This is a genomic window from Aliiruegeria haliotis (assembly GCF_003003255.1).
In the GTDB taxonomy this organism is placed as follows: domain Bacteria; phylum Pseudomonadota; class Alphaproteobacteria; order Rhodobacterales; family Rhodobacteraceae; genus Tropicimonas; species Tropicimonas haliotis.
Genome location: NZ_PVTD01000013.1, coordinates 94,890 through 106,986 on the forward strand (window position 1 = coordinate 94,890; position 12,097 = coordinate 106,986).

At 59.0% G+C, this 12,097-nt stretch carries 14 protein-coding genes; 2 read left to right on the top strand and 12 right to left on the bottom strand.

Features of this window, described 5'->3' with window-relative positions; genetic code table 11:
• Window positions 1–228: 228 nt before the first annotated feature.
• The 9 genes from CLV78_RS21255 to CLV78_RS21295 all read right to left on the bottom strand — a co-directional run bounded on the left by CLV78_RS21255 (window position 229) and on the right by CLV78_RS21295 (window position 6,831).
• A complete protein-coding gene (locus CLV78_RS21255) occupies window positions 229–747 on the bottom strand; it encodes a type II toxin-antitoxin system YhaV family toxin (protein WP_106207813.1) in 519 nt (172 codons plus the stop codon).
• On the bottom strand, window positions 744–1,070 hold the full coding sequence (locus CLV78_RS21260; protein WP_005668772.1) for a type II toxin-antitoxin system PrlF family antitoxin: 327 nt from the start codon (window positions 1,068–1,070) through the stop codon (window positions 744–746). The genes CLV78_RS21255 and CLV78_RS21260 overlap by 4 nt, the downstream gene beginning before the upstream one ends.
• A 124-nt stretch (window positions 1,071–1,194) precedes the next feature.
• A complete protein-coding gene (locus CLV78_RS21265; RefSeq protein ID WP_024099305.1) occupies window positions 1,195–1,848 on the bottom strand; it encodes a DUF6927 domain-containing protein in 654 nt (217 codons plus the stop codon).
• The gene (locus tag CLV78_RS21270) at window positions 1,848–2,441 is read right to left on the bottom strand and encodes a hypothetical protein (protein ID WP_025042408.1); all 594 of its coding nucleotides are present in this window, start codon (window positions 2,439–2,441) and stop codon (window positions 1,848–1,850) included. The genes CLV78_RS21265 and CLV78_RS21270 overlap by 1 nt, the downstream gene beginning before the upstream one ends.
• Before the next feature lie 76 nt (window positions 2,442–2,517).
• Window positions 2,518–4,500 (bottom strand): ParB/RepB/Spo0J family partition protein, encoded by a 1,983-nt coding sequence (locus CLV78_RS21275; protein ID WP_106207815.1) that lies wholly within the window; start codon window positions 4,498–4,500, stop codon window positions 2,518–2,520.
• Window positions 4,501–4,656: 156 nt separating this feature from the next.
• A complete protein-coding gene (locus CLV78_RS21280) occupies window positions 4,657–5,046 on the bottom strand; it encodes a DUF3768 domain-containing protein (protein ID WP_106207816.1) in 390 nt (129 codons plus the stop codon).
• Between the two features lie 87 nt (window positions 5,047–5,133).
• Complete coding sequence (locus CLV78_RS21285; protein ID WP_106207818.1) at window positions 5,134–5,343, bottom strand: DUF6330 family protein; 210 nt, start codon at window positions 5,341–5,343, stop codon at window positions 5,134–5,136.
• A gap of 23 nt (window positions 5,344–5,366) precedes the next feature.
• The gene (locus CLV78_RS21290) at window positions 5,367–6,305 is read right to left on the bottom strand and encodes an ArdC family protein (protein ID WP_106207820.1); all 939 of its coding nucleotides are present in this window, start codon (window positions 6,303–6,305) and stop codon (window positions 5,367–5,369) included.
• Window positions 6,306–6,345: 40 nt separating this feature from the next.
• Complete coding sequence (locus tag CLV78_RS21295; protein ID WP_106207822.1) at window positions 6,346–6,831, bottom strand: hypothetical protein; 486 nt, start codon at window positions 6,829–6,831, stop codon at window positions 6,346–6,348.
• A 444-nt stretch (window positions 6,832–7,275) separates the two neighbouring features.
• On the opposite strand from CLV78_RS21295, the gene CLV78_RS21300 reads away from it, so the two are divergent.
• The gene (locus tag CLV78_RS21300; RefSeq protein ID WP_027264271.1) at window positions 7,276–7,626 is read left to right on the top strand and encodes an MbcA/ParS/Xre antitoxin family protein; all 351 of its coding nucleotides are present in this window, start codon (window positions 7,276–7,278) and stop codon (window positions 7,624–7,626) included.
• Window positions 7,626–8,138: an RES family NAD+ phosphorylase gene (locus CLV78_RS21305; protein ID WP_043754138.1), complete on the top strand. Its 513-nt coding sequence runs from the start codon at window positions 7,626–7,628 to the stop codon at window positions 8,136–8,138. Before CLV78_RS21300 ends, CLV78_RS21305 begins: the two co-directional genes overlap by 1 nt.
• A 174-nt stretch (window positions 8,139–8,312) precedes the next feature.
• On the opposite strand, the gene repC is transcribed toward CLV78_RS21305, so the two are convergent.
• The 3 genes from repC to repA all read right to left on the bottom strand — a co-directional run bounded on the left by repC (window position 8,313) and on the right by repA (window position 11,776).
• Window positions 8,313–9,368 carry a plasmid replication protein RepC gene (gene repC, locus CLV78_RS21310; protein ID WP_085870099.1) on the bottom strand — a complete coding sequence of 352 codons (1,056 nt, stop codon included), beginning with the start codon at window positions 9,366–9,368 and terminating at the stop codon, window positions 8,313–8,315.
• 240 nt (window positions 9,369–9,608) lie between these two features.
• A complete protein-coding gene (repB, locus tag CLV78_RS21315) occupies window positions 9,609–10,577 on the bottom strand; it encodes a plasmid partitioning protein RepB (protein WP_223229246.1) in 969 nt (322 codons plus the stop codon).
• Window positions 10,577–11,776, bottom strand: coding sequence for a plasmid partitioning protein RepA (gene repA / locus CLV78_RS21320; protein WP_043754158.1), 1,200 nt, complete (start codon window positions 11,774–11,776; stop codon window positions 10,577–10,579). The genes repB and repA overlap by 1 nt, the downstream gene beginning before the upstream one ends.
• Between the last annotated feature and the right edge of the window lie 321 nt (window positions 11,777–12,097).

The following is a 12,097-nucleotide window of genomic DNA, read 5'->3' on the forward strand; positions in this document are numbered from 1 at the left end:
TCCGCAGCGAATGCACCCTTTGTCCGCATCTTACCAGTTCGCACACGATGCAGCGAACGGCAGGTGTACGGATAGGGAGGGACTTCTGAGAATTTCATCGTACCAGCCATATGACACACCAATGTCGCCTATTTCACTTGGCCCAAGTATGACGGCGATTGAAACGCATAATGCCCACTCACTGGCAGCCTTAGCGTGGGATTCCGCCCCTCTGGCATTCGACCCCACTTACCGATCGGGCGCCGCTTCAAGAGACGTCTCGAACCGCTTGTCCGCCGCCGCAGATTCTTTCAAGAGCGCGTCGAAATTGTCAGGTGGGTTGCCATCTTCCAGCATCCCTTTGAACGTCGCATAGGCATCCGTCTTGCTGCCATAGGCGCGCAGGGTCTTGTCGTCGTTCACCCATGCCACCACGATGACCTTCGCATCGCTGTTGAACCGGTAGAACAGCCGATACTGCTGGAAGAATTTCGCCCGGAACCAGTGCTTGCGGTGATCGCCGAGTGTGCCGCCTTGCCGGAAGGCGGCGGCACCCGGATCTGCAGGTATGGCCTCGGTGACCAGCTTGAAGATGGCGGCCAGCCGTTTCGTCGGGTTTTTCTTGTGCCAGGTCTTGGGATCGCGAGCCTTACGCGCCTCTACCTCCTCGACCAGCCCTTCGAGCTGGTCCAGAAAGAGTGGGTGCGCATAAATCGACCATCCATTCACGACAAGGGGCGCTTGGGCGGGCACGCTATCGCCGCTCATTCATCCTCGAGCGATAGCGGCGCATCGAGATCGACATCAACGTCTCCGACCAGTGCTGCAAGACGGTCATGCAAAGCCCCATCGAAAGCCCGAATGCGGTCCGGATGCGCCTTGATATCGGCCTCGACAAAATCGAGAAAGGCTCCGAGCACGGGATCTTCCTCGTCGCTGCGCACGGGCTCGATATAGACCCTGCCACTCGGCTCGGTGCAGTAACGAATCTGGTCGCCCTTGCCCAGCTTGAGCTGTTTGCGCACACCCGCCGGCACGGTCGTCTGATACCGATCCGTGAGTTTCGAGACATCTTGTGCGAGGGCTGTCATGGCAGTCTCCTGAAGAAAAGGGGCTTTGCTGCCCGCGATAGGTAATGCATTTGCATTGCCTTGTCAAGACAAGCCGCAGCATCTGCTGTCGCCGGGCAGGTCGATGAACCGTCCGGCGCAGGACCTAATTTCGCCCCGCCAGGAACTCCGCCAGCACCGGGCTAGCCGCACCTTTCGTGGAGCTGAGCAGCTCCGAGCCCGCAAGCGAGGCCTTCGACAGGCGTACGAGCCCACCAGTTTCCTCGATGCGGTAGCAGCGGCGCTTTTGCCGCCCACGCCTGTAGTGGGTCGCGGTGACAATCTGGCAGGTACTGCCATCGGTGAGCGTCACAGGGGTGGCGAGCTTGATCTTGTCGCCTTCCTCGTAGTCCGGGATCGCAGCCCAGTCCTGGCAGCGCTGGCGCCAGGCATGAGCATAGCTGTCTGGGTCTTTCAGCTCGGACAGCAGGGCCAATAGGCTCAGTGGCGCGCGGGATTCGACCGGTCCCGCGCTTTCCTCCATGTCCTTGTAGCCCCAGCAGCCGTCATCATATCGGGTAAGGAATACGGCGGCGAAAGTGATGGAGCCATCCGCATCGGTGACATAGGTCGTGTCTTCGACAGGGGTGCCGTCGATATTTGTGACCTTTGCCGCCGCGTACCAAGTCGAACCCACCTTGCAGGCTTTGACCAGTTCCGTCTTGCGCCTTTCGCCCTCGAAGGTGCACAGCCGAGCAATCTCCGCTTTCTCATCCGCGTAGGTCTGGACGCGGCCGTCGGTGTAGAAGAGCCAACCCATCACGCCGCCCTCCGGTCATCGATTTCCATCAGCGCATCGAGCGGCACGCGGTAGGGCTGCATGGCGTCAAAATCCTCGCAATTGCCACAGTTCTGCACGATCGCAAAGGTGTCGCAGGCATCCTTGAGGATGACCCTGAAGGTGCCACCGAGGCCCGAGGGCACTTCGTAGGTCCCGCCGATGAGATAGTCCGAGGCCCGGCGCACGAAGACGCGGATGCTGTGGCCATCGGTGGCGAGCCGGATGGCCCCTCGCCCCCGGTCGATGAGCACCTGCACGTCATCCAGGATGTCGGTGTAAAACTGGCCGGTCAGATCGCGAAACGCCATGCGGCGCTGCGCCATCCAGTCGGTGTCCCGAAACGGGTTCATGCCGTCGGCGAAGGCGAAGGAGGGATCGGCCTGCTCGGTGGTAACGATACGGGTGGTCGTGCCATCGATGCCGTTTGAGCGCAGATGCACACCATTGCCGACGATGAGGATCAGGGCCGGCCTGTCCACGGGCCCGTTCCAGTTGGGCAGGAAGGTCTTGCAGGCACGCGCATGTGCGATTTGCGCCGCAACAGCGGAGGCAGAGAACTTGAGAATAGCCATGGGGATGTCTTTCTGTTCGGTTTGGAAGGGTCGACCCGCGCGGGCGGCATGGTCCACGCGCGGGTCGCGTGAGGACTCAGGCCGCTTGCGCGATGTCGCCGTCAGGCTCCGGGGTTTCCGCCGCGGGCTCCGCCTCATCACAGGCGACACCGGCTGTCTGCATCATGGGCGGGCACCAGGCGGCCACGGCAGCGCGCTGCGCGTCCGTGAGCGTGGCGAAGGGCTCGGCGAAGAGCTTGTCACAAAAGGCGACGATCTCCTTCTTGCTCGACGAGGCCAGCGTCACCGCCTCCTGGGCGAGACCCAGATCCTCGCCGAGGATCTTCAGGAGCCAGGCCTTCTTGAAGCGGTTGAAGAGGGCCGCATTCGGCGTCCAGTGGGCGCGAATGTCGGGCATGATCTCGATCTCGAATGCATGCATCAGGCTGTCGCGCTGGCGGTCCCGCGTGAAGCAGGATTGCGTCGTGCTGGCGGTCGCATAGGCCACGAGCTTGGCCTTCTCGCCGGCGTCCAGCGCGCGAAACGCCGCGAACTGTTCGGCAGGGGAACGGGTGTCATCGAGCCAGGAGAGGTCCAGCGCATCATGCGCCGCCGCCACCTGCTCAAGCGAGGTCTCGTCGATCTCGTCCATCTTGGCATGGCTGCGGTATTCCTTGCGGGCATCGATCTTGATCGCCTGCGTGACACTCATGCCGCTGGCCAGAACATCACTGACCAGCTTGAAGAGCGTCAGATCGAGCGTAGCTTCCGGATGCAGCGCCATCGCGGCCCCAAGCGCCATGGCTCGCTCGGTCTTGAGGTCCTCAGCCAGTGAGGCCGGGTAGGTGATTTCGCCGGCGTCTGGGGCCTCCTCCCCGGTCGGGCTAGCCGAGGAGCCGCGCGCGCCCTCCTTTTTGACGGTGTCTTCCGGGCGGACGAGGCCAACATGGAGGGTCACCTGCCCGCCCGACCAGGACGCGATTACCCCAGACCGCGCGAGGTCCTCGGCGCTGTAGGCCTCCTGCAGGTCGCGGGCTTCCTCTTCCAAGGCGTCCACGCGCTCGTAAAGCGCGTTGTAGGCACCGTCCTCGAGCCCCTCATCCTCCATCTCGAGCTGCAGTTTCTCAAGCTCGGCGGTGATCTCATCGATGCGCTTTTGCGCAGCCTCATCAGGCTCGATCGGGCCGGGATAAACGCGGCCGTAGTCGGCCATGGTCGCGTAGTCATAGCGCACCATCGCATCGGCCCAGCCAAAGCCCAGCTTTATGCGGGCCTCTTCGGCGGCGGCACCGAGCTTCTCGAGCAGGATGGTCTCGACCAGTGCTGCATCCTCAAGCACGGAATGCTCTTCCAGAAGGTCAGCCGCGACAGCACCGCCCCGCGCCTCGTAGTCCGCGCGCACAAAGGCCCCAATATCATCGCTGACCTGCACGCCGCGGGATTTGAGGGCCTGACGGACGGTGTAGGCCTGCAGATAACCGCCGTCCTTAGTGAGAGCCTCGAAGACCTCGCGCTGCGCCTCCTGGCTCGGATGCTCGGCGAAGGCCTTCATCGCGTCGAGCGTGATCACCTTGCCCCGGGCCGCGGCGCGGATGTCGGGGTGGATCAGGCCATAGCGCAAGCGGCCTTTCACGGCGGCGACGGTCGTGCCGAATGTCTTCGCGATGGTCTCGGGCGTCTGGCCGTCGACCTCCATCATCCGCGCGAAAGCCTCGAACTCGTCAATGGCGTTCATCGGCGCCTGGGTAATGTTCTCGGCGAGCGACAGCGCCGTGGTGACGTCGCACTCCTCAGGGACAAGGCGACAGTCGACCTTGGTTTTCGCAGTGAACCCCTTGGTGGCCTTGTCGGCGATCAGCTCCTTCAGCGCGGCATGGCGCCGGCCACCGGCGAGGACAGCGTATTTGCCGTCAAGCTTCTGGACCAGGAGCGGCTGGAGCAGGCCCAGCACAGCGATGCTGGCCTTCAGATACGCGATGTTCTCGGGGTCATAAGTTTCCGGCGCGTTGCTGCGCACGTTGGCTGGATGCGGGACCAGATCGCCGATGGCGACGGTGAGAGGGGCAAAGCTTGCGGTCATGGGATATCCTTCCAGGTGGGTGAGATGCGGCCCGCGCGCTCACGCGCGTGACCAATCCCCGGCTTCAGGGATCACCAAGACAAAAGGCCCACTTTCCCTTTGAGGGGTCAGTGGGCCTTGAGTTTTCAGATCGACACTTTGGGAAGCCCTCCTACCCTACCAGTCACGCGCCAGCATGATGGTCAGCACGCGCATGGTTGTGGCAGGATTGTCCGGGGTCTCGGCCCCGTAGCGGAAATCCGAATCTGCCTCATAGAGATCGATTTTCCAGAACACGGTCTCGCCCCGGATCTCGACCGCGCCAAAATCGTCCCATCCCTCGGGATCATTCTCAGGCTCGAATGTATCGAACGCACCGGTGGCCTTCACCGCCTCGGCCATGAAGCCGTCACCGGCCTCCATAAGCGAGCGGGTGACATGCATTCGGCCCTGGGTGGGCTGCGCGGGCGCCACTCCAAGGCACGCGAGCTTGCGAAACGCGTCGTTCTGCGCTGCGATCACACTCGGATCTGGACTGTCTGGCTGGGGTTGAACGGTCATGGACATGGGGATCTCCTTTGAGAAGTTGAAACACCCTTCCCAAAGCCTGCTTTTCCTTTTCCGGCTGGTGGTAGGACCGAGGTGGAAGGGCCTCTACCCGAACAACCTCATGGGTCGGTAATTCGGATTGGGGATGGTTTCGATCCAGCCACCCTGGTCCTTGATGGTCTCGAGCGCTGCCGAGAGCGGATACGCGCCCTCGGACAAGCTCCACCAATAGGCACCGTGTTTGAAGGTGATGATCTTGCGGCGACCGTCTTTGAAGCAGGCCACCCGTAGCGTCTTGGGTTCCTTGCGTGACATGCGAGTCTCCGTACTCCGTGTGGTCAGGCGGCCTCGGCGCTGCTCCCTGCCCTGCCCGCCTCCGATCTGGCAATCAGATAGTCGCAGGCCCGCTGCGCGTCCGCGGCGTGCTTGAAGATCGCACCCTTGTCCGACCGAAGAACGCGCAACCAGTTGTGGAGGTAGGCGGCATTCATCTCGAGCGTATGGGCCGTGAAGCCGAGTGTCTGACCCAAAAAAACCGAGGTCAGTTCGGCGACGATCTCTTCGCGGGCATAGGCCGTGTTGCCAAACTTCGAGAGCCCGAAATCGCGGTTCAGTCGATGGGGGGCTTTCGTGGCATGGGCCAGCTCATGCGCCCAGACCCCGTAGAAATTGCGCGGGTCCTGGAACCGCGTGATGGACGGCATGTAGACCTTGTCCACGGGCGGCAAATAGTACGCCTCCGTGCCCGTGAAGACGGTCGTGATGTCGATGGCATCGAAAAACGCCTGCATGTGCGGGATGGGCTCGGACGGCGGATGCTCGGGCGCGGGCTCCGGGTCTGGGAAGAAGCTGTCGGGCAGGCCATCGATCTGGCAGGCATTGAACACGCGGTAGGATTTCTGGAAGCGGAAGATGCGGGCTTCCTCGGAGCGATCATCGCCATCGCTGCGGTCGTCCTCGCCGCCCGCGTCTTTCCGGCTTTGGCCGTAATAGACGACGACAGAGGATTTCTCGCCCTTGCGGACCTTTGCGTCCAACGCATTGGCTTGCGGCAGCGTCATCCAGAAGGGAGAGCTGTGGCCCGCCATCACGGTCCGCATCGTCAGCAGGAAGTTGTTCACCCCTTGGTAGGGTTCTCCGCCCACGCGCAGGGGACGAGAGCTGCCACCTGCGGTCCATGGCTTGCGCCACGGCAGGACGCCGCGCTCGATGATGCGGATGATTTCGTTTGTGATGACCTCGGAGGCATCGAATTTGGGCGTGCGGGACCGGGCCATGGCTGGCCTCCTTTCGAGTGTTGGTGAGAGGGAATGGTGATCAGGTTGACTGGCGGGGGCGCGGATCGTTGACGATCCTCGCGCCGAGCCGCTCGACCATGTCGATGTAGGTGGTCAGCGAGACAGACTGGCCGGCACCTGAATGGTCAGCGTCAACCGATCTGCCTCGTGTCACACGGGGCAGGTTCGCGAAGCCGATGCCATCGGTGACGGGTCGGATATCGATGAAGGGCGTCCCGAGTGCGACCGCGAGGGCGGCCAAGGGAAAGCGCTCGATCGGCGCGAAGGTCGACACGGTGGTCCAACCGAGATGGAGGAATGTCCCACCATCCCCGCAGATTACATGGGCATTCGGCAATGTCGCCGCCTGCCTGAGATAGCCGAGATCACGCAAGACAGTCTCGCGTTCGAGCTGCCGCGCCCGCGCCGACTGGCCAGTTCGGCGCAGCTCTCTATGCCGCCACCAGGAGGCGGCGGTTGTGCGGAGCACGCGCAAGACACCTGTTTCCATTAGAATGCCCTTCATTAGGAAAGACAGACCGGAATCCGGTCCGGACCCATCCGAGGGACCCCAAAGGCCCTCATCCGTCAGTCACAAAACCCGAAGGACACTTTTACTTTTCAGCAGCCAACTGGTCCGGGGTAACGGCCGAGGGTCCGACACCACCGCGGACCCCAGTGACGGCATGCAGTAAGTGGCGGTTTCGATCCAAGATCGGCAAGCCATATCGGCAACTCCGGCCCGACTGCTGCAGTCTTTCTCATATTATCAATAGCTTATCTGACGTTCTCGATCGGCAAAAGCGCTCCAACGGTGACCTCTCAGGCCCAAAGATCAGGATTTGCTTCGTTCAGAGCACTGCAGCGTTACGGATAAGCACGGGAAACGAAGGCGCAGCGCCTCCTGTCAGCTTGAATTTCAGCGATGTTGCCGCTATATACCGTCAGTATCACCGTAGGAGCATAGATCATGCACATCACGAACTTTGCTGAAGCTGGGCAATTCGAACCGCGCAAGATCGCCGCGGTGCTACGCACATCAGCAGAAGAGATCGCATTGACCGTCGGCTTGGGCAAAGACGCGTTGCAGAGGCGAGCCCGCATCGGTTCGGACAAGACGCAGCGCCGCCTGCGCGAATTGGTAGAGGTGCTGAACAAAGTTGAGCCCCGCTTCGGCTCGGAACTGATGGCCTATGCATGGTACCGGTCAGAGCCCCTGCCCGGCTTTGATGGCCGGACAGCCATGCAGCTGGTGCAGGAAGGCAAAGCTCAGCAAGTTCTGGAATACATCGATGCGGTCGATGCGGGCGTCTTTGCCTGATGCCGCTGAAAGATGGACGCTACACAGGGCCACTCTATCGCGCCCTGAACCCGGTCTATGCGCGTGAACCTCTGTCCGGACGAGGCGCTGAACTCTATGGAGGGCGCTTTAACGCCAAGGGCACCCCTGCCCTCTACACCTCGCTGGATCCCGCGACCGCTCTTAGAGAAGCCAACCAGGTAGGCAGCCTGCAACCCACGATCCTGGTGTCCTACAAAGCCGACCTTGGGCCTATTTTCGATACCCGCGATCAGGACAAGCTCGAACGGTATGGTGTGACCGAGGCGATGCTTGCCGACTCTGCATGGCGCATGAAGATGCTCGATGGCCAATTGGTACCGACACAGGAGCTAGCACGCGCCCTTATAGCAGATCGGTTTGCGGGGCTTCTGATCCAAAGCTTTGCGAAGGGTGCGTCATCAACGGACTTCAACATCGTCCTGTGGGCCTGGACTGCCAACAAGGGTTCTTTGGAAGTGGTGGATGACGAAAAGCGGCTGTCGCGCATGTGAGTTGTGAGACTTGGTGCCGGATCTGTCCACCGCGGTGGACATCGGCGGGTCGGAGGTACATGGATTGACTGTGTAGTATCGCCCTAGTGGAATTTGGCTCTGTCGCTTTGATGCATGTGGCGAGACCGCGCGTCATTGGACTAGTTGATGGCCAGACGTCCACCGCGGTGGACACTAGGCGGTTTGCATAGCAGTTTTGGATAGACGCTTGATCAAAGCCACTGGATCAAACTGGTCTTGACGTTGGCCCAAGGTGATACTGTGAAAGTACGCTCCAAAATCCCTGATGCGTTGTCCAAGTTGTAGCATGATGAAGATCGCGCATGACGCTTTCTGAGCTCCTACTGCATTCTTGGCTTTCTCAAATGTTTCTGGGTGAATCCCCATCATGGGTGCAAGAGTTCGAGCATGGTTTTCAATGTCCAACCAGTCTCTAAGTCTCTCTGTGGAGAACGATGTCGCTTGATCGCAGACTGAGGTTAGCAAGTCTGGTTTCAGAGCTTCATTGCCTGTGTTGCTATCTAAATCTTTTTTTTCTTCTTCAGACATAGATTGGTGCCGGACAGTTTGTCCGTCATTGGCGGGCAACTCCACAGTTTCTGGTGGGTTATCTGGGGTATACAAAGTCTGGCATTCTTTGTCCGTGTCGGCGAGCAGCGCGTGGTATTCGGTAAGGCTCAGCTTCCTGCGTAGAGCTCTCCGTGCGTGGTTGATGAATGTGTTGCTGGGATCATGCTCTTCCAAATGGGCGAGCTTTGTCAGGATCTGTTTGCGGACAAATATCCGATCCCGCCGGTTATTTTCCATCTCATGTGCGATGGCGATAAGCTCGCTCGCACGTTGGAGGAGGGGGGTTAGAGACAGTCCATAGCTGATGCATTCCCCGCTGGATGAGCGAACGCGGTAGCGCTTTCTGTTCGAGCTGTCATTGCGTTTGATGAACCCGAGTTCGACGAAGCGGTTGATGTGCCTGCGGAGTGTCCGTTCGTCGATTCCGCCGACGCGCTGGCAAATCGAGTCGTTGGACGCGAAAACCGTTTCGCCATGGCCGGGCTTCAAGAAACTAAGCATGGCTTGAAGTGTTTGGATATGGCCAGGACGCAGACCGAATACGCTACGTGCATCTCTTAGTGCCCTGAAGATGGTCCAGATGTCGGTTTCAGCCGCAGAAATTGAGCCGCGTGATGCATCAGCATCAGCGGTTCTGATCGATAGTTTTGTAAATGCCATGGTTTCTTCACGACGACCGTTCGGCCCACAACTTCCCAGTCTCTTCCCGAGATTTCGCTCAGAAAAAGGCAATAAAAACCCGTCCACCGAATCGGTGACTCTTGACCGGTTTGCTGGAGGTTGCTACATCATGAGTGCTAATCGAATGATGAGGGCTCTCCAGGGGAAACTTTGGGGGGCTCTTTTCTTTCTGGTCTTCGCTTTTCTCCTCTGCTCGAGTTACTCTGTGTGGCTCGGGGCTTAGGACCCAGAGCCGCTCTCATTCCGCCACTGTTCGAAGAGCTTCAAAAGCGCTGCCTCCGCGCGCTCTTCGATCCATTGGCCGAATTCTGGGTTGTCCTTCTTGGTGATCTTGATAGCGATCGTTTTCTGGTCGACTGTCAGCGTTCCCACAGAGCTACCGTCCCCATCTTTGACAACGGACGTTAGGCTGCGGTTGGCTTGCTTCTTGTCGCTACGCGCCTTGTTCGAGCAAGCCGAGTAGACTGCCTGAAACTTATCCGCGCTTGGAGTGTCGTCGGGCAGGGCGGCGATCACCTCTTTGGCTGTGTTCACCAGATCTATCTTTTTCGACAAAGCGGCCAGGTCACCCCATTGCCGTCGTCCGATGCCATGTGCCGGCCCGATCAGCTGTACAAGCCCTTCTGGCAGTTGCTCTATGACGACGCGATGATTGGACACGCCCTGCCGTGTCAAGCCGAGAGCATCCTGAATGACGTTTGGCTTGTAACCTGATTCCTGCATCTCTTTGATAAAAAGAGATTTCTCAATGAAAGACGGGTCTAGTCGGAGGTTGTTCTCTTGGCCCTGTGCGATCAGAGATGCGTCGTCATCCAGGCTTCGAACGATCGCCTTGACCGTTCCGCCGACCATGCGGATCGCTGCGAGCCTGCGTCGTCCGTAGATGATACGGTATCTGTCCGGTTGCGCTGATGGACGGACCATAATTGGTACTTGTTGCCCATGCTTGCGAATGCTTTCGGCCAACTCATCAATACTGGAATCCTCCAGCACCAACCGATCGCGCAGACCATCCATGTCAATCTGATCGGGCTCGATGTCACGGATCGAATTCGCGGTAATCTCGCGCAAAGAGTCGCGCAATCCGCCAACAGATCCTGGCAGTTTTGCTGCTTTTGGCGGGGTAGGGGAGGGGGCCGCGCTCTCCTTCTCGTCCTTTGGAGGCTGATTGAAGATATTTCGGGCCATCAGCGACGCCCCCATGCCATTTGGATTGTCTGTTCCAACTCATCTCCAACGCCATTCACGCTGGTCAGAGCGCGATCAATCGTTTTTCTAATGAATTGGCTCGGATCAACTTCGTAGACGGTTTGCTGGGTCATACCGGCGTCCGAGATTGCTGTAGATTTCAGCATTGGCTCAGTCATGACCTGTCCGGCCAAGATCGATCTCAGGTAGCCCGCCATCTGGGTCTGAGGCCCGTCCGACGGCTCGTATCTCGTGATCAAGAACTTTACGAAGTCCCATGTAACGCGCCTGCCAATGGCTTCTTCGACAGCCTTTACCGTTTCCGAAGCAAGTTTCAGGAACTGGCTCATTGAAGCAATGTCGAGCATGCCAGGCACGACCGTTACTAGGAGTCCCGTCGAGGCTGCCAACGCCGTTAGGGTCAGAAAGCCAAGTTGAGGTGGGCAGTCGATCAGAACGATGTCGTAATTCGCCTCTACTTCCTCAAGCGCTAAGGCAAGACGCTCCGCAAATATGGGTTGCACCCGGCGGGCGAGGGCGTTTGCCGTCTCAGTTTCGTATTCCGAGAGCATCAGGCCCGCTGGGACCATATCGAGCTTATGGAAGTAGGTTTTTTGGATGACGGCTGAGAGCGGAACTTGTTCCTCATATCTCAGGGCATCATAGATTGTGCCGCCTTCGGCGAACTCGAGCTCTGGCCGAAAGCCGAAAAAGGTGGTCAAACTTGCCTGCGGATCGAGATCCAAGACCAACACTCGGTAACCTCGCAAAGCATACCGTTGTGCAAGATGGATCGTTGCTGTTGTTTTTGACGATCCGCCTTTGAAATTGACGACAGATATCACCTGGAGACGATCGCCTTCACGTCGACCGGGGCGGTAGCTTTCTGCGTTCTTTCCGGTGCGCCCCAGAATGTCGCGCAGCTTATCGATCTCTTGGGCTGTGTAGAACCGGTGTCCGCGGTTGTCTGTATGAACTTCCGGGAAGCTGCCGTCCTTGTGCCGGTTGCGCAGGTTAGATGTGCTAACGCGCAGGAGGCTGGCAACTTCGGTAGAACTGAATCGGCGCAGGGACTTTCGTTCTTCGGGCTCGAAAGCGATCTTCATCTGGCGATCCAAAGATTCAGCCAGATTGTCGGCAAATGCTCCGATGTCGGAAGAGCCTATGCCTTGCGCGTATCCAACGTTACGATCATCCATGTCCTGCCGCCCACTCTCGGCCTCTGTTGAGGCTCTTGGTCATTCTGACGGTGTACAGCGCGACTGACGCGTTTTACCGTCAGAATGGGAATGCCACGATCAAGTGAGTCCGGCAAGAAGAATCTAGATGTAGTGTGAAAGTTATCCACAGCACCAATACGTACAGTCACATCAAGATAACTGCAAGTTGTTGATTTTATGGTGATAAATCCAAAAGACCGTGCTTCAAGCCATTCATGGGGATTGTTTGGATGGTATTGGCTAAACCCATGCAACCAATGGCACAATTGACCTTCTGACGGTGTTTAGAGCGATAGATTC

What these genes read in the sequence shown, in the direction of transcription:
- CLV78_RS21255 (WP_106207813.1), bottom strand. Translation starts at nt 747, where the DNA reads ATGAGCGGCGATAGCGTGCCCGCCCAAGCGCCCCTTGTCGTGAATGGA.
- CLV78_RS21260 (WP_005668772.1), bottom strand. Translation starts at nt 1,070, where the DNA reads ATGACAGCCCTCGCACAAGATGTCTCGAAACTCACGGATCGGTATCAG.
- CLV78_RS21265 (WP_024099305.1), bottom strand. Translation starts at nt 1,848, where the DNA reads ATGGGTTGGCTCTTCTACACCGACGGCCGCGTCCAGACCTACGCGGAT.
- CLV78_RS21270 (WP_025042408.1), bottom strand. Translation starts at nt 2,441, where the DNA reads ATGGCTATTCTCAAGTTCTCTGCCTCCGCTGTTGCGGCGCAAATCGCA.
- CLV78_RS21275 (WP_106207815.1), bottom strand. Translation starts at nt 4,500, where the DNA reads ATGACCGCAAGCTTTGCCCCTCTCACCGTCGCCATCGGCGATCTGGTC.
- CLV78_RS21280 (WP_106207816.1), bottom strand. Translation starts at nt 5,046, where the DNA reads ATGTCCATGACCGTTCAACCCCAGCCAGACAGTCCAGATCCGAGTGTG.
- CLV78_RS21285 (WP_106207818.1), bottom strand. Translation starts at nt 5,343, where the DNA reads ATGTCACGCAAGGAACCCAAGACGCTACGGGTGGCCTGCTTCAAAGAC.
- CLV78_RS21290 (WP_106207820.1), bottom strand. Translation starts at nt 6,305, where the DNA reads ATGGCCCGGTCCCGCACGCCCAAATTCGATGCCTCCGAGGTCATCACA.
- CLV78_RS21295 (WP_106207822.1), bottom strand. Translation starts at nt 6,831, where the DNA reads ATGAAGGGCATTCTAATGGAAACAGGTGTCTTGCGCGTGCTCCGCACA.
- CLV78_RS21300 (WP_027264271.1), top strand. Translation starts at nt 7,276, where the DNA reads ATGCACATCACGAACTTTGCTGAAGCTGGGCAATTCGAACCGCGCAAG.
- CLV78_RS21305 (WP_043754138.1), top strand. Translation starts at nt 7,626, where the DNA reads ATGCCGCTGAAAGATGGACGCTACACAGGGCCACTCTATCGCGCCCTG.
- repC (WP_085870099.1), bottom strand. Translation starts at nt 9,368, where the DNA reads ATGGCATTTACAAAACTATCGATCAGAACCGCTGATGCTGATGCATCA.
- repB (WP_223229246.1), bottom strand. Translation starts at nt 10,577, where the DNA reads ATGGCCCGAAATATCTTCAATCAGCCTCCAAAGGACGAGAAGGAGAGC.
- repA (WP_043754158.1), bottom strand. Translation starts at nt 11,776, where the DNA reads ATGGATGATCGTAACGTTGGATACGCGCAAGGCATAGGCTCTTCCGAC.